Genomic DNA, 20179 nt, shown 5'->3' with positions numbered 1-20179 from the left:
AGACGCCATGCTGCCGCTGAACGACCTGACCGACATCCGAGCGAGCTATCGGCTCCACGCCGTCGAGATGTCCACCTCGCCCTGCTACCACGCCTGGGCGAGCGCCGTCGCCGACGACGCGGAGGTGCTCCGGGTGCTGAGCGACCTGCCCACGCTGAAGCAGCAGGCCAACCTGGTCTTCGCCGCCGCCCGCTGGCACGGTCTGGAGCCCGGTCCCTACGACGGCCTGCGGGCCATGCTCCTCGGCCCCGAGTGGCCGGCGGTGCGCGCGACGATCCTGGCCCGGCGTACGCAGACCAACGAGGTCGCCCGGCTGACCGCGCTGGTCGCGGCCCTCGGGATGCTCGATGACAGGCCGCTCGCGCTCGTCGAGCTCGGTGCCAGCGCCGGGCTGTGCCTCTACCCGGACCGCTACGACTACCTCTGGGACGGCGCGGGCGAGCTCCGCGGCTCCGGCGGGCCTTCCCTGCGGATCCCGGCGCTCGGGCCGGTCCCTGTCCCCGCTGCGCGACCGCAGATCACCGCTCGCGTCGGGATCGACCTCAACCCGCTCGACGTCACCGACGAGGACGACATGGGCTGGCTGCTCACCTTGATCTGGCCCGGCCACGACGAGCGCCGTGACCGTCTGGCCGCGGCGATCGAGGTGACCCGGGCCGACCCGCCGCACCTCCTCGCCGGCGACATGCTCGATCGGCTGGACGAGGCGCTCGAGATCGCCGCCGCCTCGGGCGGGACGCCGGTGGTCCACCACAGCGCGTCCGCGGCCTACCTCGACGAGCATGATCGCGTCGAGCTCGAGCACCGCATGCGTACGCTCGTTACGGCCGGCCGCTGCCACTGGATCAGTCTCGAGGGCCCGCGGGTGATCCCGTCCCTCGCGACCGGGGCGTCGAACCCGCCCGACCCGGACCACCACTTCCGTCTCGCGGTCGACGGTCGAGGAGTCGGCTGGTTCCAGGGTCACGGCGCGGCACTCCGCTGGAGGTAGCCGTGAGACCGTGAGGCTGAGTCGTGAGGAAGGCCACAGGTCTTGGACCGATACAAACGGCCAACCCTGGTGTCCACCTGCTGATCTGCCCTACCGTTACCGGCCGGTAACCAGCACGGTGGGGTTCCGGTCCGGTGCCGGTCATCCCTTCGGTCACACGCAGATCGGCTGACCGGGATCCCGCCATGCTGGAGACTGAAGACACTGCGCAGCTAGACCCAAGGAGTCGAGGATGCTCATCGGAGTGACCCGAGAGACGAAGCCCGGGGAGACCCGGGTCGCGGCCACCCCCGCGACCGTCAAACAGCTGACCGGTCTGGGCTATGACGTCGTCATCGAGGGTGGCGCCGGGGAGGCGTCCAGCTTCAAGGACGAGGCGTACGCCGAGGCCGGCGCCCGCATCGGCACGGCCGCCGACGCGTGGGGCGCCGACCTGGTCTTCCGCGTCAACGCCCCCGCCATCGGCGAGGTCGAGCTGCTGAAGAGCGGCGCCACGCTGGTCGCCCCGCTGGCGCCCGCGCAGAACGGCGAGCTCCTCGACGCCTTGGCCGCCCGCAAGGTCGACGCGTTCGCGATGGACGCGGTGCCGCGTATCTCGCGGGCCCAGTCGATGGACATCCTCTCCAGCCAGGCCAACATCGCCGGCTACCGCGCCGTCGTCGAGGCCGCCCACCACTTCGGCCGCTTCTTCACCGGCCAGGTGACCGCGGCGGGCAAGGTGCCGCCGGCGAAGGTGCTCGTCGCCGGTGCCGGTGTGGCCGGCCTGGCCGCGATCGGCGCGGCGAGCTCGCTGGGCGCGATCGTGCGCGCCACTGACCCCCGACCGGAGGTCGCCGACCAGGTGAAGTCGCTCGGCGGTGAATACCTGAAGGTCGAGGTCGAGGTCGAGAAGTCGACCGACGGCTACGCCAAGGCGACCTCGGAGGCCTACGACCAGCGCGCCGCGGAGATCTACTCCGAGCAGGCGAAGGACGTCGACATCATCGTCACCACCGCGCTGATCCCGGGCCGCCCGGCGCCGAAGCTGATCACCGCCGCCGACGTGGCGAGCATGAAGCCCGGCTCGGTCATCGTCGACATGGCCGCCGCGATGGGCGGCAACGTCGAAGGCACCGTCAAGGACGAGGTCGTCACCACGCCCAACGGCGTCACGATCATCGGCTACACCGACCTGCCCGCGCGCCTGCCCGCGCAGTCCAGCCAGCTCTACGGCACCAACCTGGTGAACCTGATGAAGCTGGTGACGCCCGAGAAGGACGGCGTGCTCGCCCTCGATCTCGAGGACCAGGTCCAGCGCGGCCTGACCGTCGTGCACGACGGTGGTGTGCTCTGGCCGCCTCCGCCGGTGCAGGTCTCGGCGGCCCCTGCGACCGCCGCCCCGGCTGAGGTCGCCGTCAAGGAGGAGAAGAAGCCGCTCTCCGCGGGGGCGAAGCTCGCGCTCGTCGGCACCGGTGCGCTCGCGCTCTTCCTGCTCAACGCGGTCGCCCCGGCCGAGATCACCCGGCACTTCACGGTGCTGACGCTCTCGGTGGTGATCGGGTTCTACGTGATCGGCCACGTGCACCACGCGCTCCACACCCCGCTGATGTCGGTGACCAACGCGATCTCCGGCATCGTCGTGGTCGGTGCGCTGCTGCAGCTGACCGTCTCCGACAACGTGGTGCTGGTGCTCGCAGGTGTCGCCACGCTGCTGGCGAGCATCAACATCTTCGGTGGCTTCGCCGTGACCCGTCGCATGCTCTCGATGTTCCGGAAGGCCTGAGGGACGAAACCATGGATATCTTCTCGATCGCCGGTGCGGCGTACCTCGTCGCCGCCCTCCTCTTCATCCTGTCGCTGGCAGGTCTGTCCAAGCACGAGACCGCCTCGCAGGGCTGGCTCTACGGCGTCGCCGGCATGGCGCTGGCGCTCATCGCGACCGTCATCCAGGTCGCCGACTCCGGCACCACGACCGCGATCCTCGTCCTGGTCGGCGCGGTCGCCGTCGGCGCGGTCATCGGCCTGTGGCGCGCCAAGGTCGTCGAGATGACCGGCATGCCCGAGCTGATCGCGCTGCTCCACTCCTTCGTGGGTCTGGCCGCCGTCCTGATCGGCTGGAACGGCCACCTCGAGGCCGCTGCGGGTCACATCCACGGTGGCGCCATCCACTCCGCCGAGGTCTTCATCGGCGTCTTCATCGGTGCGGTGACCTTCACCGGATCGATCGTCGCGTTCCTCAAGCTCTCGGCGCGGATGAAGTCAGCGCCGCTGATGCTGCCCGGCAAGAACGTCATCAACATCGGCGCGCTGATCGTCTTCGTGATCCTCACGGTCGTGTACGTCATCAACCCGACGCTCCCCCTGCTGATCGCCGTCACGGTCGTGGCGCTGGCGCTCGGCTGGCACCTGGTCGCCTCCATCGGCGGCGGTGACATGCCGGTCGTGGTCTCGATGCTCAACAGCTACTCCGGCTGGGCCGCGGCCGCCTCGGGCTTCCTGCTCGGCAACGACCTGCTGATCGTCACCGGTGCCCTCGTCGGGTCGAGCGGTGCGTACCTCTCCTACATCATGTGCAAGGCGATGAACCGCTCGTTCATCTCGGTCATCGCCGGCGGGTTCGGCATCGAGGCCGGTCCGTCCGGTGACGTCGACTACGGCGAGCACCGCGAGATCAACGCCGAGGACACCGCCGAGCTGCTCGCCGGCGCCTCCTCCGTCGTGATCACCCCGGGCTACGGCATGGCCGTCGCCCAGGCGCAGTACCCGGTCGCCGAGCTCACCCGCATCCTGCGGGACAAGGGCGTCGACGTACGGTTCGGCATCCACCCGGTCGCCGGCCGCCTGCCCGGCCACATGAACGTCCTGCTGGCCGAGGCCAAGGTGCCCTACGACATCGTCCTGGAGATGGACGAGATCAACGACGACCTCGCCGAGACCGACGTCGTCCTGGTCATCGGTGCCAACGACACCGTGAACCCGGCCGCCGCCGAGGACCCCGGCTCGCCGATCGCCGGCATGCCCGTCCTGCGGGTCTGGGAGGCCAAGAACGTGATCGTCTTCAAGCGGTCGATGGCAGCGGGCTATGCCGGTGTGCAGAACCCGCTCTTCTTCCGCGAGAACTCGCAGATGCTCTTCGGCGACGCCAAGACCAAGGTCGACGAGATCGTCGGCGCCCTCGCCCGGGTGCCTGCCTGAGGAACCCGCGGCGAGACGTCGCTCAGGACGGCCGAGTGGTCACGATCGTGACTCCTCGGCCGTTCTGCGTGTGGCGGCGAGCGTGCCGAGCAGCCTGAGGGCGTCGGCGCTCTGCGTGGCCGGCTCGGCGTGGTAGACGATGAGCTCCTGGCCGGGCGACGACTTCACGTCGAAGGCGTTCATCCACAGAGTCATCTCGCCGACCTCGGGGTGGCGGAACCGCTTGGACTCCATCCGCTTGCGGCGGGCCTCGTGACGCTCCCACAGGCGGGCGAAGTCGGGGCTCCGGGCGAGCATCATGTCGACGACCTCGTTGATCCGCGGCTCGGTGGGATCCTCGCCGTGCGCCATCCGCAGCCCGGCCACCGTCCGACAGGCCAGCGGTGAGGCTGCCGGGAGTGGTGCAGATCTCGTCCTTCTGAATTCCCGGGGGCTCGGGCACGGCACTCAGAATGAATGTCGTGTCCGAGCCGTATGCAGACTCCCTCGAGTCGATTCGCGTCCCCCACACCGTGCTGGAGGACGCGCTCGGCTACGTGACCAGCATCGTGGTGACCTCCCTGGGCCTCTACCTGATCCAGTCGGTCGGCTCGGTGACCGGCGGCACCGCCGGCCTGAGCCTGCTGGTGAGCTACTGGACGGGCCTGCCGTTCGAGGTGCTCTTCGTGCTGGTCAACCTGCCGTTCTTCGGCCTCGCGCTCTCCAAGAAGGGCGTCTGGTTCACAGTCCGGTCGCTGGGCTGCGTCATCGCGGTCTCGGTGATGACCCGGGTCCACGCCGACCTGCTCCCGCTCGACGGCCTCGACACGATCTACGGCGTCATCGCCGGCAACCTGCTCGTCGGTCTCGGCCTCCTGGTGATCTTCCGGCACGGCGCCTCGCTGGGCGGGTTCAACGTGCTCGCCCTGGTCCTCCAGGAGCGGCTCGACCTGCGCGCCGGGTACGTCCAGATGGGCCTCGACCTCAGCGTCATCCTGCTCGCGCTCGCTGTCGTCTCTCCCGCGACCGTCCTGCTCTCGGCGCTCGGTGCCGTCATCCTCAACATCATCCTGGCCTTCAACCACCGCCCCGGCCGCTACCTCGCCTGACGCCCGCTGAGACAGTTTGTCGTCCAAGTCAGTAGACATTGCAGAATGGACGCATGACTGCCGCCAAGCGAGCCCCCCAGCCCGGCGCCGAGGATCTGACTGAGCACCTGCGTGACCGCTGGTCGGTGAGCGTCTTCGACCCCTCGCACGAACTCGCCGACGAGGAGATCAGGCTCCTCCTGGAGGCGGCCCGGTGGGCGCCGAGCGCGGGCAACAGCCAGCCGTGGTCGTTCCTGGTCGTGCCCCGCGGGTCGGCCGGGCACCAGACCTTCGTGTCCCACCTGTCCCGCGGCAACTCCGGCTGGGTGCCGCGAGCCTCGGCCGTCTTCGTCGCGATCGCGCAGGTCGGCGTCGGGCCCGACGGCAACGGCCCGAAGTGGTCGGACTACTCCCACTACGACCTCGGCCAGGCGGCCGCACACCTGACCGTCCAGGCCGCTTCCCTCGGCCTCTCCTCCCACCAGTTCGCCGGGTTCGACCACGACGCCGTGGCGGCGGCGTTCGGCGTACCGGACTGGTGGAAGGTCATGACCGGGATCGCGGTCGGGCGCCACGGCGACCCCTCCCAGGTCGACCCGCGCGACGCCGAGCGCGAGGAGCGCGAGCGCGTCCGGCGGCCGCTCGAGGAGATCGCGTACGCCGACAAGTGGGGCACGCCCTGGTCGTGACCGGCGCGCGTGGCCCGTCCGGTGAGCGGTCCAAAAAGGTCGTACCCAGCAGGGCATCGGTCTAAGGTTCCCGGGTGAAGAACGGTCAGGGAGCAGGTCGGCTCCGGCGTATGGCAGCAGGTCTGCTCGCGCTGGGGGTGCTGGGCGCTGGGCTGGCGACCACCGCCCCGGCAGCCGTCGCGGCGCCCAATGACGGCGTCGGCGAGTCCTCCCGCACGCGCTACGTGCTCGACGAGAAGGCCCGGACCGTCAAGGTGAAGGCCGAGGTCACGGTCACCAACCAGCAGCCGAGCACGGCCACGACCTACTACTTCCTGACCGGTCACGCGATCCCGATCCCGGCCGGCGCGACGAAGGTCAGGGCGACCAGCAACGGGGCGAAGCTGCCGGTGAGCACCGAGAAGGTCAAGGGCACCGGCCTCCAGGTGGTGACGGTGTCCTTCCCGAACCTCTACTACGGAAAGTCGCGCACGATCACCTGGACGTACGAGCTGAAGGGCGCTCCGATCCGGGCGAAGAAGAACCGCATCCGGATCGGTGACGGCTACGCCGTCTTCCCGGTGATCGGCCTCGGTGACGACGGGCAGGTGACCGTCGACGTCGTGCTGCCGAAGTCGATGACGTTCACGGCCTCCTCGGGCGACTTCACCAAGCGGACCAAGGGCACGACGACGACCTGGCACTCCGAAGGTGACTTCATCGACGCCGGCGTCTCCGCCCGCGACCCGAAGGCCTTCGACGAGAAGAAGATCAAGATCGGCGACACGAAGCTGTCGCTGCAGAGCTTCCCCGAGGACGAGAAGTGGCTCGACTTCGTCGAGAAGCGGGTCACCGAGGGCATGCCGGTGCTCGAGGAGCTGACCGGCAACGAGTGGCCCGGGGGCCTGGAGACGATCCGCGAGGACGGCTCCGCGGAGGCGGTCGGCTACGCGTGGTTCGACTCCGACGCCGACGAGATCGTCGTCTCCGAGGACCTGGACACCGCGATCCTCTACCACGAGATGACCCACGCCTGGATCAACCCCGACATCGTCGACGGCCGCTGGCTGAGCGAGGGCCTGACCGAGTTCGTCGCCCAGCATGCGACCGAGAAGGTCGGCGCCAAGGGGCAGAAGTACGACAAGGTCAAGCGTGGCGGCAAGGACGCGTTCCCCCTCCTCGCCTGGGACGCCGACGGGTGGAGTCAGGAGAAGGACGCGTACGGCTATCCGGCCGCCTACACCGCTGTCTCGGCCATGCTCGCCGACCTCTCGGACGAGCAGCTGACCCACGTGATCGACGACGTCTACGGCGGCCGCAGCGGCTACGACGCCGCCGGCGACGAGATCACCCGGGGCCCGGTCGACTGGCGCCTCTTCCTCGACATCGTGCAGAGGTACGACACCGACGCCTCCGCGGAGAAGCCGCTGAAGAACTGGGTGCTCACCCGCGCCGAGGCCAAGCAGCTGAAGCCCAGGGCCGACGCCCGCAAGACGTACGCCGAGATCGACCGCGTCAACGGCGAGTGGATGCCCCCGCAGGGGCTGCGTGAGGTCATGGCCGAGTGGACCTTCGCAGACGTGGACGACGTCGTGGGCCAGATCGGCGAGGCGAACGCCGACGCCGCCGCGGTCCAGGAAGCAGCGGAGAAGGCCGACCTGCCGGTGCCGGACGCGGCGCGGGAGGCCTACGAGGGGGCCAACGAGGAGGCCCTCTACCGTGACCTCGCCACCACGCTTCCCCGCACCGCCGAGGTGATCACCGAGGTCGGTGAGGCGTCGGCCGACGTCGAGGGGATGCAGAACCCGCTCACCGAGATCGGCGAGCTGGTCCTGTTCCTCGACGTGGGGGCGGCCAGCGCACGAGCCGACCTGGACAACGGCTATCTGGAGGACGCCTCGTCCACCGCGGCCGGCGTCCGCGCCCGGGCCGACTGGGCACTGGTCACCGGACTGCTCGCGCTGCTCGTGCTCGCGGGTGTGGCGTACGTGGTGTTCCGGGTGTTCTGGAACCCGCGGGCGCGGCGTCGGCGGGCAGAGCGCCGGGCCTTCCTCGCCCAGGCGAAGCAGACCAGGAAGGCCGGGGCTCCCTGGGAGAACCGCCAGGCCCTGCCCCCTCCGATGCCTCCGCAGATGCCTCCGCAGGCGCCGCCGCCGTCAGTCGGTGGCGAGCTCTTCGGCGTACAGCGCGGCCCCGACGGCCCCGGCGGTGTTGAGCAGTTTCGCCGGGATGATCTCGGTGTCCAGGTCGAGCAGCGGGAGGAACTCCGCCGCTTCCTTCGAGACCCCTCCGCCGACAAGGAATAGGTCGGGGGAGAAGAGCATCTCCAGGTGGCGGTAGTACTTCTGCAGCCGCTTGGCCCAGTGCTTCCAGGAGAGGTCCTCGCGCTTGCGGGCGACGTTGGAGGCGCGGGTCTCGGCGTCGTGGCCGTCGAGCTCGAGGTGGCCGAGCTCGGAGTTGGGCACGAGCACGCCGTCGTAGAGCAGCGCCGTGCCGATCCCGGTGCCGAGGGTGGTCATGATGACCAGCCCGCGGCGACCCTTGGCGGCTCCGAAGCGGACCTCGGCCAGCCCGGCCGCGTCCGCGTCGTTGACCACGTGCACGTCGCGGCCGGTGGCCTCGGTGAAGATCGCGTCCGCGTCGGCGCCGATCCACGACTTGTCGATGTTTGCCGCCGAGTGGACGACCCCGTGGCGTACGACGCCGGGGACGGTCACGCCGACCTTGCCGTCGTAGTCAGGGAAATGTGAGAGCAGCTCGACGAAGATCTCGGCGATGGCCGCCGGGGTGGAGCGCTCGGGGGTCGGGATGCGTACGCGTTCCTCGGCGAACTCGCCGGTCGCGAGGTCGATCGGGGCACCCTTGATGCCCGTGCCGCCGAAGTCGATGCCGAAGGGCAGGCTCGTCGTCATGCGACCCATCCTATTTACAAGCACCGACGTGACGTACGACACTTGACAGATCATCCTGATTTGTCAAGGGGGACGACGATGGAGATCGCCAACAGCACCGTGCCCGACGGCTCGACCGAGCAGTGGCGCGACAGGAAGCGCTACCTGTGGCTGCTGGGTCTGGTGGTCCCGATCCTCGGCTTCGTCGCGATCGGTGGCTGGCATCTCACCGACGTCGGCGCGTTCCTGTGGACCGGGCCGATCATCATCCTGATCGTCGTGCCGGCGATCGACCTGTTCGCCGGGCTCGACCAGTCGAACCCGCCCGACGACATGATCGAGGCGCTGGAGAACGACCGCTACTACCGCTGGATCGTCTACTCCTACCTCCCGCTGCAGTACGCCGTCTTCATCGGCGGCATGGCCATCGCCGCCCATGGCGCCCTCGACGGCCACACCCTGAGCATGCTCGACCGGATCGGGCTGGCCATCTCGGTCGGCTGCGTCGGCGGCATCGGCATCAACACCGCCCACGAGCTCGGCCACAAGCGTGAGGACGTGGAGCGCTGGCTGTCCAAGGTCGCCCTCGCGCAGAGCTTCTACGGCCACTTCTACATCGAGCACAACCGTGGCCACCACGTCCGCGTCGCGACCCCCGAGGACCCGGCCTCCGCGAAGGTCGGCGAGTCCTTCTACGCCTTCTGGCCACGCACGGTCTCGGGGTCGCTGAAGAGCGCGTGGCGGCTGGAGAAGAAGAGGTACGCCCGTCGCGACCAGCACCCGTTCCGGATCGGCAACGACGTGCTCAACGCCTGGCTGATGTCCGCGGTGCTCTGGGGCGGGCTGATCGTGTGGCTCGGGCCGGCGGTGATCCCGTTCCTGCTGATCCAGGCGTTGGTCGGGTTCTCCCTGCTCGAGGTGATCAACTACATGGAGCACTACGGGATGCTCCGGCAACGCGTCGGCCGCCGCTACGAGCGCGTCGACCCCAGCCACTCGTGGAACTCCAACAACATCGCCACCAACGTGCTGCTCTACCACCTGCAGCGCCACAGCGACCACCACGCCAACCCTGTACGCCGCTACCAGACCCTCCGCGACTACAAGGAGTCGCCGGTGCTGCCGACCGGCTACGCAGGGATGATCCTGCTCGCCATCCTGCCGCCGGTCTGGCGCCGGGTGATGGACCCCAAGGTGCTGGCGCACTTCGACGGTGACATGTCCCGGGCCAACATCCTGCCGCGCAAGCGGGAGAAGATCCTGGCGAAGTATCCGCCGCCCGCCGTCGACCGCGCCGAGGCCGGCGACGACACCGTCGCCCAGGTGATCGCCGCCGAGGTGCTGGCCGCGCGCTGCCCCGGCTGCGGCTACACCTACCGTGTCGAGGAGGGCAACGAGGCCGAGGGCTTCGCCGCCGGCACCGCCTGGGCGGACGTCCCCGACGACTGGTGCTGTCCGGACTGCGGCGTCCGGGAGAAGGTCGACTTCGTGCCGCTGGCCTCGGACTCGGTCGAGTCGTAGGCCGTGGGCGCACTAGACTCTCGCCCATGGCGGCCGGCGTACCTGAAACCACCCGTCAGCGGATCCTCGACGCAGCCGTCGAGATGACGACCGAGACCGGGTGGGCGAGCGTGACGATGTCGCGTATCGCGGAGCGGTGCGGCATCAGCCGGCAGACCGTCTACAACGACATCGGCGCCAAGCCGGCGCTGGCCAAGTCGCTGATCCTGCGCGAGCTGGAGCAGTTCCTCGCCGTGGTGAGCGCGGCCTTCGACCAGGAGGACGACTTCCTGCTGGCGATCCGCCAGGCGACGTACGCGGTCCTCGACCGTGCCCAGGACAACAAGCTGCTCCACGCGGTGGTGTCGGCGACCCACGGGGCCGACACCGAGCTGCTGCCCTATCTGACCAGCCACAGCGAGGGTCTGCTCGGCTACGCCACCGCGATCATCCACGAGCACATCGACCGCTTCGACCACGGGCTCAACGACCACCAGGCGGATGTCGCCATCGAGACGATCGTGCGCGTCGTGCTCAGCCACGTCATGCAGCCCACCAAGTCACCCGACGAGACCGCCGACGACATCTCCTGGCTGGTGTCCCGGGTCCTTGCCTGAGTTACCCGTGAGTTGGGTGCTCACCAACCCTCGCCTAACCTTCCTGCGGGGAGGTAGACGGATGCGACAGGTCTCGTTGAGAGCGACCGCGGCGATCGGGGCGGTGCTCGTGGTGACCCTGGCGGCCTGTGCCGGTGAGCCGTCGAAGCCGGCCTCCGCCCCGAGCGGCAGCCCGAGCGGCAGCCCGAGCGGCAGCCCGAGCGCCGGTGAGGCAGCGAAGGACGAGAGCCCCGTCGCAGACCCCTCCCACGCCGTGGAGATGCCCGGCAAGCGCGAGGGCACGCTGCACTCCACCGACCTGCTGATCCTCTCCGAGGACACTCTCTCCTCCGGCGACGTCAAGAAGATCCGTGGCCTCGACGGCGTCTCCGGCGTCGAGCAGATCTCGATGGCCGAGGTCAGCGTCGAGGGACGGCTGGTGAAGGTGGTGGCCGTCGACCCGTCGACCTACCGCAACTTCGCCCCCTTCCAGAGCGCCGACTCCGACGAGGTATGGCAGCGCGTCGCCGGCGGCGAGATGGCGATCGACCCCGAGCGTCAGGACGATCTCCCGGCCGACAAGGACGGTTTCGTGAGGCTGGGGTCCAAGAAGGACGCGGCGGCGGTCCACGTCGGTGCGTACGCTCCCCAGCCGCCGGGCCTCGCCGCCGCCGTCGTCAACCACAAGTGGGGCGAGGAGATGGGCATGGAGAAGGGCAACGCGCTCATCGTCTCCACCGCCGCCATCGCCCCCAACCGGGTCGTCCAGCCGATCCAGAAGGTCGTCGGCTCCGACGCCTCCGTCCAGCGCCTCGACGTCGTCGCCCGCGCCGGCCTCGACCCCAACGCTCCCCAGAAGGCGTACGTCGTCGGCACCGTCGCCGAGGCCGTCGGCAACTACACCTACCGAGCCAACGGCGACGGCACCATCACCCCCGCCGCGAGCTGGGTGAGCTCCCACATCGTGACCGCCCAGGTGCCGATCCTCGGCTCGGTGACCTGCAACAAGGTGATGATCCCGCAGCTGCGCGCCGCGCTGCAGGAGGTCGTCGACCGCGGCCTGGCCCGGAAGATCGACCCGTCGCAGTACGCCGGCTGCTACTACCCCCGCTTCATCGCCAACACCACCCAGCTCTCCAACCACGCCTTCGGCACCGCCGTCGACCTCAACACCGCCGGCAACCAGCGCGGCACCGTCGGCGAGATGGACCGCACCGTCGTCTCCATCTTCGAGCGCTGGGGCTTCACCTGGGGCGGCAACTGGAAGTGGACCGACCCGATGCACTTCGAGATGAACCGGATCGTCAAACCTGGCTGATCCCGGGGTTGTTGCTCGGCCGCTTGGGGGGTCCGCTCTACGCTGGGGGCTGTGACGATCCTTGATGACGCCCGCCCGGGCATGGACGACAGCATCCGGCCGCAGGACGACCTGTTCGGGTTCGTCAACGGCACCTGGCTCCGGGAGGTCGAGATCCCGGCCGACCGGTCGAGCTGGGGGCCGTTCGTGATGCTGGCGGACCAGGCCGAGAAGGACGTACGCGCGATCATCGAGGAGCTCGCGGCGTCCGGTGGCGAGCCGGGCAGCGACGCCCAGAAGATCGGCGACCTCTTCGCGAGCTTCATGGACGAGGAGGCGGTGGCTGCCCGCGGCGTACGGCCTCTGGACGGTCTGCGGGCCGCCGTGGACGGGCTGCGCGACGCGGACGACCTGGCGGCGTTCCTGGGCGAGGTCGAGCGGATCGGCGGCCACGGGCTGTTCGGGTCCTACGTCGACAACGACGACAAGCAGTCCGATCGCTACATCTTCAACCTGCTCCAGGGCGGCCTCGGCCTGCCCGACAAGGACTACTACTTCGACGAGAAGTTCGCCGAGGTCCTGGGGAAGTACCAGGGCTACCTCGAGCGGCTCTACGCGCTCGCCGAGCACCCCGACCCGCGTGCGGCCGCGGAGACGATCATCCGGATCGACACGCGCCTGGCCGAGGGCCACTGGGCGCGCGAGGAGACCCGCGACAAGCAGAAGACCTACAACCTGCTCACCCTCGCCGAGCTGCGCGAGCTGGCCCCCAACTTCAACTGGGACGCCTACATCCGCAACCTCTCCGGCTCGAAGCTGACCACCGAGGCGGTGCTCGGTGAGGTGGTCGTGCGGCAGCCGTCCTATTTCGCCCACCTCTCCACCGTGCTCGGCGAGGTCGACATCGACGACTGGAAGCTGTGGCTCTACTTCCACGTGCTCCGCTGGGCCGCGCCCTACCTCACCGACGACTTCGTCCAGACCAACTTCGACTTCTACGGGCGCACCCTCAACGGCACGCCTGAGCTGCGGGAACGCTGGAAGCGCGGGGTCGCGCTGGTCGAGGGCGCGATCGGCGAGGCGGTCGGCAAGGAGTACGCCGCGCGCCACTTCCCGCCGGAGGCGAAGGCCCAGATGGACGAGCTCGTCCACAACCTCCTCGAGGCCTACCGCAAGTCGATCTCCGAGCTCGACTGGATGGGTGAGGAGACCAAGGAGAAGGCGTACGAGAAGCTCGACAAGTTCACGCCGAAGATCGGCTACCCGAACAAGTGGCGTGACTACTCGGCGCTGCAGATCAGCAAGGACGATCTGATCGGCAACGTCTCCGCGGCGTCGATCTTCGAGACCGATCGGCAGCTCGGCAAGCTCGGTGGGCCGGTGGACCGCGACGAGTGGTTCATGCTCCCGCAGACGGTCAACGCCTACTACAACCCCGGCACCAACGAGATCTGCTTCCCCGCCGGCATCCTGCAGCGCCCCTTCTTCGACAAGGACGCCCACCCGGCGGAGAACTACGGCGGCATCGGCGCGGTGATCGGCCACGAGGTCGGCCACGGGTTCGACGACCAGGGCGCGCAGTTCGACGGCGACGGCAACATGCAGGACTGGTGGTCGCCGGAGGACAAGGCGGCCTTCGAGGTGAAGACCAAGGCGCTGATCGAGCAGTACTCCAAGCTCTCACCGCGCGACCTGCCGGGCGAGTTCGTCAACGGTGCGCTGACCGTCGGCGAGAACATCGGCGACCTCGGCGGCCTGACCATCGCGCACACCGCCTACATGCTCGCGACCGACGGCACGGCGAGCATCGGCGACCGGCAGCGGCTCTTCCTCAACTGGGCCTACGTGTGGCGTACGGTGCGGCGCAAGGAGCAGGCGCAGCAGTACCTCACGATCGACCCGCACAGTCCGCCGGAGTTCCGTGCCAACATCGCCCGCAACCTCGACGAGTTCCACGAGGTCTTCGGCACCGCTCCGGGTGACGGTCTCTGGCTCGACCCGGAGGAGCGCGTACGGATCTGGTGATCCGTGCGGGTAGGGGTATTGGTTAATATTCGATAACAACGTAAAGGAGTTACGCGGGGAAGGTTCTTCATAAAGCCGCATTGCAAGAACTTGTTTCAACGCGGCCTCGATTCTGGTGCAAGGATTCCGTCAATCCTGGTCCCCACAATCGAGGAGAACCCCACGATGCGTATCGCCCGAGTAGCGGGAGCGGCAACCGCAGCCGCTGTTGCAGGAACTGCCTTCATCGCCTCCTTCGGAAGCCCGGCCGGCGCCACGCCCGCCACCGGCTCTGCCTCCAGCATCACGCCAGTCACTCTCGCTGCCCAGAAGATCGTCGACGACGAGTCGATCGCGGACGACGCCATCAAGGCGCTGACGAGCAGGCCGTCGACCTGGAAGGTCGGCGCGGGCCAGGAGCTCGAGCCGGTGGTGACGCTGAAGGACGCCAACGGGGCCACCCACGTACGGATGAACCGGACCTACCAGGGCCTCGAGGTCGTCGGCGGCGACCTGGTCGCCCACCGGAGCAAGGCCGGTGCCCTGACCTCCGTCTCGCAGGGGCTGACCGAGGTGCTCGACCTCTCGGTGAAGCCGACCGTCACCGAGGCGGCGGCGACCAAGGCCGCGCTGACCCTCGACGCTGTCACCAAGAAGATCAGCGGTCTCGAGACCGACAAGAAGTACGCCCCCGAGCTCGTCGTCGACGCGGTCGACGGCTCCCCGACGCTGGCGTGGCGGGTGACCACCAAGGGCAAGCAGGCCGACGGCACGCCGTCCCGCCTCGCGACCTATGTCGACGCGGCCACCGGCAAGGTGCTGCGCCGGGTCGAGGGCATCCACACCATCGACGGCGAGGGCAACACCCTCTACTCCGGGACCGTCCCGCTGCAGGTGAAGCAGAACGGCTCGACGTACGAGCTGCGTGACGAGACCCGTGGCGGCACCTACACGACGGACATGAACAACGCCGAGGACAGCCTGCTGTGCCAGCTGTTCGGGTTCGGCTGTTCGGCTGGCACCGTGGTCACCAGCCCGACCACGACCTTCGGCAACGGCTCCAACACCGACCGGGACACCGCAGCCGCCGACGCCCAGTACGGCACCAACGTCACCTGGGACTACTTCAAGAACGTCCACGGCCGCGACGGCATCTTCGGCGACGGCTCGGGCTCGTTCAACCGCGTCCACTACGGCAAGAACTACGTCAACGCCTTCTGGGACGGCCAGAAGATGACGTACGGCGACGGCGACGGTGTCGGCTACGGACCGCTCGTCTCGCTCGACGTCGCGGGCCACGAGATGACCCACGGCGTCACCGAGAACACCTCGGGCCTGGAGTACTCCGGTGAGTCCGGCGGCCTCAACGAGTCGACCTCGGACATCTTCGGGACGGCGGTCGAGTTCTACGCGAACAACGCCGAGGACAAGGGCGACTACCTGATCGGCGAGTCCTTCATCCTCGACGGCGGCGACCCGCTGCGCCGGATGGACAACCCCTCCGCTGACGGCAACTCGGTCAACTGCTGGTCGTCCTCGACCGGTGGCCTCGACGTCCACTACTCCAGCGGCGTCGGCAACCACTTCTTCTACCTGCTCTCCGAGGGCTCGGGCACGAAGACGATCGGTGGCGTCACGCACTCGAGCACGACCTGCGACGGCTCGACGATCACCGGCATCGGTCGCGACAAGGCCGAGAAGATCTGGTTCCGCGCGAACTCGACCTACTTCACCTCGACCACCGACTACGCCGGCGCGCGCGACGCGACGGTGAAGGCGGCCTCCGACCTCTACGGCGCCGCCAGCGCCGAGGTCAAGGCCGTCGAGGCGGCATGGACCGCGGTGTCCGTGAACTGACCTGACGCAATGCCGGAATCGGCGGCGCCGTCCTTCCAAAGGCGGCGCCGTCGACCGCATTTGGTAACTAAAGTACGAATTCGGGCGTGTGGTTATGCCGGTGCGGCGATTGGACGCATACTGGAGACGCCGGGCCGGTTCTGCGGGTCCCCGTGGGGGAGGACCAACAGCGCCGGCTCGGCGTCGTTTTCGCGCTAGGTGAATAACGGTTCGCGTGGGCGGTTCCGCTCCGCTTATCCTGGAGTCATGCACCTCGGAATCGCTTCCATGCGCCTGCGCTCCGTCGCCTGACGGCGGCGCTTCGAGGCATACTCCCGCCGCTGTCCGGCCATAGCCGGGTAGCTGCTCTCGCTCTCCCGGCTCCCGTACGCGAGCTGGAAGTTCATTTTCGTGTCTGTACAGACCCACCACACCTCTGCCCACCTGCGCGCCGAGGACATCTCGGTCACCCGTAGCGGCCGTCCCGTCCTGCGCAACGTCTCCGTGACCGTCTCCGCCGTCAACCGGTCCCGCGTGGCCATCGTCGGCGAGAACGGCCGCGGCAAGACCACACTCCTCCATGTCCTGGCCGGCCTCCTCGTCCCCGACTCCGGCCGTGTTCAGCGGCACGGCAGCCTCGGGATCGCGCAGCAGGCCCTGGACGTACGTCCAGGGGACACCGTCGGCACCCTCACCTCCGCCGCCCTGGCCGAGTCGCACGACGCCCTCCGCGCGCTCGACGAGGCGGCCCAGGCGCTGTCGGAGGACCCGAACGACTCCGCCGGGACGTACGCCGCGGCGCTGGAGCAGGCGACCACGCTGGATGCCTGGGACGCCGACCGCAGGGTGCAGATCGCCCTCGAGGCGCTCGGCGCGTGCACCGATCACACCCGGGAGCTGGCGACGCTGTCGGTCGGCCAGCGCTACCGGGTTCGGCTGGCCTGTCTGCTCGGGGCGCACCACGACCTCCTCGTGCTCGACGAGCCGACCAACCACCTCGATGCCACGGGGCTGGCGTTCCTGACCGAGCGGATCCGCTCGCACGCCGGCGGGGTCGTCGTGGTGTCCCACGACCGCCGGCTGCTCCGCGACGTCGGCGTCGAGTTCCTCGACCTGGATCCGAGCGAGGACGGCCGGGCCCGGACGTACGCGGGCGGCTATCAGGGCTGGCAGGAGGGCAAGCGTCGCGACCGCGAGCGCTGGGAGCAGGACTTCGCGGCGCAGCAGGAGGAGCACCGCCGGCTCCAGGACTCGGTCTCGGCGGCCCAGGACCGGCTCAGCACCGGCTGGCGGCCGCCCAAGGGGACCGGGAAGCACCAGCGGCAGACCCGGGCGCCCGGCCTGGTGCGCTCCTTCAACCGTGACCTCGCGGCGCTCGAGGCGCACCGCATCACCGTGCCCGAGCCGCCGATGACGCTGCGGTTCCCGGCGCTGCCGGCCGATGTCGGAGGCACGCTGCTGCGGTGTCAGGACGTCGGTGTTCCCGGCCGCCTGCCGGGGCCGGTGTCGTTGGGGATCGATGCCGGTGACCGGCTGCTGGTCACCGGTCCCAACGGGGCGGGCAAGTCGACCCTGCTGCAGGTGCTCGGCGGCGGGCTCGCTCCGTCGACGGGATCGGTGTGGGTCTCGCCCGGGGCGCGGGTCGCGCTCGTCGGGCAGGAGGAGCCGGCCTGGGAGCCGGGGCTGACCGCGGCCGAGATCTATGCGCAGCACTGTGGCCGGCTGGTCGCCGACGGGGTGGTGCCGGAACGGGCGGCCTCGTCGCTTCGATCGACCGGGCTGATGGACGCCGAGGCGCGGCGTACGCCCGCGGAGCGGTTGTCCCAGGGACAGCAGCGGCGGCTCGAGCTGGCGCTGCGGCTGGCTTCGCGGCCGCACCTGCTGATCCTGGACGAGCCGACCAACCATCTGTCCGCCGGGTTGGTCGACGAGCTGACCGTCGCGTTGCGTACGACATCTGCGGCTGTGGTGGTGGCGACTCACGATCGGCAGATGCTGGCCGACCTCTCGGACTGGCCGCGGTTGGCGCTGGGCCACTCTGTCGGAGGTGCCTGATAGACAGGTGGTCATGACTGATCCCGCTGGCGTCGTACGCTCTCGTGCCGAGGCGCATCTGCGCGCCCTGGTGGGGCGCCCGGATGCGGCTCTGCGCGAGGACCAGTGGTCGGCGATCTCGGCCCTGGCGGTCGAGCGCCGCCGGGCGCTGGTGGTGCAGAAGACCGGGTGGGGGAAGTCGGCGGTCTACTTCGTCGCGACGCTGCTGCTCCGCGAGGCCGGGCTCGGGCCGACGGTGATCGTCTCGCCGCTGCTCGCGCTGATGCGCAACCAGATCGCTGCCGCGCAGCGCGCCGGGATCCGGGCGGTGACGATCAACTCGACCAACCCCGAGGACTGGGTCTCGATCGAGGAGGCCATCCATGCGGGTGAGGTCGACGTCCTGCTGGTCTCCCCCGAGCGGCTCAACAACCCGAAGTTCCGTGACGCGGTGCTGCCGCGGCTGGCCGCCGAGTGCGGCCTGCTGGTGGTCGACGAGGCCCACTGCATCTCCGACTGGGGGCATGACTTCCGACCCGACTACCGCCGGATCCGTACGCTCCTGGCCGACCTCCCCGACGGGATCCCGGTGCTCGCGACGACCGCCACCGCCAACTCCCGGGTGACCGCGGACGTCGCCGAGCAGATGGGGTCGGGGGTTCTGGTGCTGCGGGGATCGCTGGACCGGGAGTCGCTGCGGCTCGCGGTGGTCTCGCTGAAGACCCCCGAGCAGCGGCTGGCGTGGCTCTCCGACCACCTCTCCGAGCAGCCCGGGTCGGGCATCGTCTACTGCCTGACCGTCGCCGCGACCGAGGAGATCGCCGACTACCTCCGCTCCCGAGGCCACGACGTCGCTGCCTACTCCGGACGCACCGAGGCGGCCGAGCGGGCCGAGCTCGAGGAGTCGCTGGCCGCCGGGAAGATCAAGGCGCTGGTGGCCACCTCGGCGCTCGGGATGGGCTTCGACGCGACGCTCGGGTTCGTGGTCAACATGGGTGCCCCCTCCTCGCCGGTCTCCTACTACCAGCAGGTCGGCCGCGCCGGCCGTGGCACCTCAGACGCCTCCGTCGTGCTGCTCCCCGGTGTCGAGGACCGCGACATCTGGGCCTACTTCGCGTCGCTGGCGTTCCCGCGCGAGGAGCAGGTGCGCCAGACCCTGGGCGTCCTGTCCGAGGCGGGGCGTGCGCTGTCGACGCAGGCGCTGGAGACGTACGTCGACCTGTCCCGCTCACGCCTGGAGCAGATGCTCAAGGTCCTCGATGTCGACGGCGCCGCCCGCCGGGTCGGCGGCGGCTGGGAGGCGACCGGAGTCCCGTGGGACTACGACGCGGAGCGCTATGCCCGGGTCGCCGAGGCGCGCCGTCGCGAGCAGGACGCGATGCTCGCCTACATCTCGACCGACCAGTGCCGGATGCGGTTCCTGCGCGAGCAGCTCGACGACCCCGGCGCCGTCGACTGCGGGCGGTGCGACAACTGCGGCGGCTTCGCGGTGACCTCGACGGTGTCCGAGGGGGCGGTCGAGGAGGCGTCAGCCCGGCTGGCTCGACCCGGGGTGGTCGTGGAGCCGAAGAAGATGTGGCCCACCGGTCTCGACCGGCTCGGCATCTCACTCAAGGGCAAGATCAAGGAGGGGCCGCTCGAAGGCCGCGCGGTCGCCAGGCTGACCGACCTCGGTTACGGCCAGGCGCTGCGCGAGCTCTTCCGCGAGCCCGCCCAGGACGGTCCGGTCCCGGTGCCGCTGGTGAAGGCGGTCGTCGAGGTCCTCGGCGACTGGAAGCCCCGGGTGGCCGGCATCGTCTACGTCGAGTCGGCGACCCGCCCGACCCTGACCCGCGACTTCGCCGACGGTCTCTCGCGCTACCTCCGCGTCCCCGTGCTCGGCTCGTGGGCCATCGTCGACCCCGACGTCGGCCCGGGCCAGGGCGCCTCCAACTCGGCCCAGCGCGTCGCCGCCGTCGGTCGCCGCTTCTCGCTCCACGCCGAGGTGCCACCGGGTGCCGACGTACTGCTCGTCGATGATCGCGTCGCGACCGGCTGGACCGTCACCCTCGCCGCCCGCGCCCTGCTCGACGCCGGCGCCGGGTCGGTGAGCCCGCTGGTGCTGGCGACGACGACGTAGAA

Annotated in this window: 14 protein-coding genes; 12 read left to right on the top strand and 2 right to left on the bottom strand. The window is 69.6% G+C overall.

Annotated features, from left to right (window positions below; translation table 11 throughout):
• Positions 1-7 precede the first annotated feature (7 nt).
• The 3 genes from G5C66_RS06445 to pntB all read left to right on the top strand — a co-directional run bounded on the left by G5C66_RS06445 (position 8) and on the right by pntB (position 4165).
• A complete protein-coding gene (locus G5C66_RS06445) occupies positions 8-991 on the top strand; it encodes a DUF2332 family protein (RefSeq protein ID WP_165110138.1) in 984 nt (327 codons plus the stop codon).
• Positions 992-1223: 232 nt separating this feature from the next.
• Positions 1224-2753 (top strand): Re/Si-specific NAD(P)(+) transhydrogenase subunit alpha, encoded by a 1530-nt coding sequence (locus G5C66_RS06440; RefSeq protein ID WP_165110137.1) that lies wholly within the window; start codon positions 1224-1226, stop codon positions 2751-2753.
• An 11-nt stretch (positions 2754-2764) separates the two neighbouring features.
• Complete coding sequence (gene pntB, locus G5C66_RS06435; RefSeq protein ID WP_165110136.1) at positions 2765-4165, top strand: Re/Si-specific NAD(P)(+) transhydrogenase subunit beta; 1401 nt, start codon at positions 2765-2767, stop codon at positions 4163-4165.
• Between the two features lie 39 nt (positions 4166-4204).
• Here pntB and G5C66_RS06430 read toward each other — a convergent pair whose 3' ends face one another.
• Positions 4205-4612, bottom strand: a complete 408-nt coding sequence (locus G5C66_RS06430) for an MmyB family transcriptional regulator (protein WP_338144086.1) — start codon at positions 4610-4612, stop codon at positions 4205-4207.
• Between the two features lie 5 nt (positions 4613-4617).
• On the opposite strand from G5C66_RS06430, the gene G5C66_RS06425 reads away from it, so the two are divergent.
• The gene (locus G5C66_RS06425) at positions 4618-5253 is read left to right on the top strand and encodes a YitT family protein (protein WP_165110135.1); all 636 of its coding nucleotides are present in this window, start codon (positions 4618-4620) and stop codon (positions 5251-5253) included.
• A 53-nt stretch (positions 5254-5306) separates the two neighbouring features.
• The gene (locus G5C66_RS06420; RefSeq protein ID WP_165110134.1) at positions 5307-5921 is read left to right on the top strand and encodes a nitroreductase family protein; all 615 of its coding nucleotides are present in this window, start codon (positions 5307-5309) and stop codon (positions 5919-5921) included.
• Positions 5922-8056: 2135 nt separating this feature from the next.
• Here the strand turns inward: G5C66_RS06420 and ppgK are convergent.
• Positions 8057-8812: a polyphosphate--glucose phosphotransferase gene (ppgK, locus tag G5C66_RS06415; RefSeq protein WP_165110133.1), complete on the bottom strand. Its 756-nt coding sequence runs from the start codon at positions 8810-8812 to the stop codon at positions 8057-8059.
• A gap of 78 nt (positions 8813-8890) precedes the next feature.
• On the opposite strand from ppgK, the gene G5C66_RS26395 reads away from it, so the two are divergent.
• The 7 genes from G5C66_RS26395 to G5C66_RS06380 all read left to right on the top strand — a co-directional run bounded on the left by G5C66_RS26395 (position 8891) and on the right by G5C66_RS06380 (position 20177).
• Positions 8891-10312 carry a fatty acid desaturase gene (locus tag G5C66_RS26395; protein WP_165110132.1) on the top strand — a complete coding sequence of 474 codons (1422 nt, stop codon included), beginning with the start codon at positions 8891-8893 and terminating at the stop codon, positions 10310-10312.
• 26 nt (positions 10313-10338) lie between these two features.
• Complete coding sequence (locus tag G5C66_RS06405; protein ID WP_165110131.1) at positions 10339-10908, top strand: TetR/AcrR family transcriptional regulator; 570 nt, start codon at positions 10339-10341, stop codon at positions 10906-10908.
• 61 nt (positions 10909-10969) lie between these two features.
• Positions 10970-12205 (top strand): M15 family metallopeptidase, encoded by a 1236-nt coding sequence (locus G5C66_RS06400; RefSeq protein WP_165110130.1) that lies wholly within the window; start codon positions 10970-10972, stop codon positions 12203-12205.
• A gap of 51 nt (positions 12206-12256) precedes the next feature.
• Entirely contained in the window at positions 12257-14209 is a 1953-nt protein-coding gene (locus G5C66_RS06395; protein WP_165110129.1) for a M13-type metalloendopeptidase, read from the top strand.
• A 165-nt stretch (positions 14210-14374) separates the two neighbouring features.
• A complete protein-coding gene (locus tag G5C66_RS06390) occupies positions 14375-16045 on the top strand; it encodes a M4 family metallopeptidase (protein WP_165110128.1) in 1671 nt (556 codons plus the stop codon).
• 390 nt (positions 16046-16435) lie between these two features.
• Positions 16436-18079: an ATP-binding cassette domain-containing protein gene (locus G5C66_RS06385; protein WP_165110127.1), complete on the top strand. Its 1644-nt coding sequence runs from the start codon at positions 16436-16438 to the stop codon at positions 18077-18079.
• Between the two features lie 13 nt (positions 18080-18092).
• Positions 18093-20177, top strand: coding sequence for a RecQ family ATP-dependent DNA helicase (locus tag G5C66_RS06380; protein ID WP_165110126.1), 2085 nt, complete (start codon positions 18093-18095; stop codon positions 20175-20177).
• Positions 20178-20179: the final 2 nt, after the last annotated feature.

The organism is Nocardioides turkmenicus (assembly GCF_011045035.1).
Taxonomy (GTDB): domain Bacteria; phylum Actinomycetota; class Actinomycetes; order Propionibacteriales; family Nocardioidaceae; genus Nocardioides; species Nocardioides turkmenicus.
This window is presented reverse-complemented; position numbering and strand designations above follow the sequence as displayed.

What these genes read in the sequence shown, in the direction of transcription:
- G5C66_RS06445 (WP_165110138.1), top strand. Translation starts at nt 8, where the DNA reads ATGCTGCCGCTGAACGACCTGACCGACATCCGAGCGAGCTATCGGCTC.
- G5C66_RS06440 (WP_165110137.1), top strand. Translation starts at nt 1,224, where the DNA reads ATGCTCATCGGAGTGACCCGAGAGACGAAGCCCGGGGAGACCCGGGTC.
- pntB (WP_165110136.1), top strand. Translation starts at nt 2,765, where the DNA reads ATGGATATCTTCTCGATCGCCGGTGCGGCGTACCTCGTCGCCGCCCTC.
- G5C66_RS06425 (WP_165110135.1), top strand. Translation starts at nt 4,618, where the DNA reads ATGAATGTCGTGTCCGAGCCGTATGCAGACTCCCTCGAGTCGATTCGC.
- G5C66_RS06420 (WP_165110134.1), top strand. Translation starts at nt 5,307, where the DNA reads ATGACTGCCGCCAAGCGAGCCCCCCAGCCCGGCGCCGAGGATCTGACT.
- ppgK (WP_165110133.1), bottom strand. Translation starts at nt 8,812, where the DNA reads ATGACGACGAGCCTGCCCTTCGGCATCGACTTCGGCGGCACGGGCATC.
- G5C66_RS26395 (WP_165110132.1), top strand. Translation starts at nt 8,891, where the DNA reads ATGGAGATCGCCAACAGCACCGTGCCCGACGGCTCGACCGAGCAGTGG.
- G5C66_RS06405 (WP_165110131.1), top strand. Translation starts at nt 10,339, where the DNA reads ATGGCGGCCGGCGTACCTGAAACCACCCGTCAGCGGATCCTCGACGCA.
- G5C66_RS06400 (WP_165110130.1), top strand. Translation starts at nt 10,970, where the DNA reads ATGCGACAGGTCTCGTTGAGAGCGACCGCGGCGATCGGGGCGGTGCTC.
- G5C66_RS06390 (WP_165110128.1), top strand. Translation starts at nt 14,375, where the DNA reads ATGCGTATCGCCCGAGTAGCGGGAGCGGCAACCGCAGCCGCTGTTGCA.
- G5C66_RS06380 (WP_165110126.1), top strand. Translation starts at nt 18,093, where the DNA reads ATGACTGATCCCGCTGGCGTCGTACGCTCTCGTGCCGAGGCGCATCTG.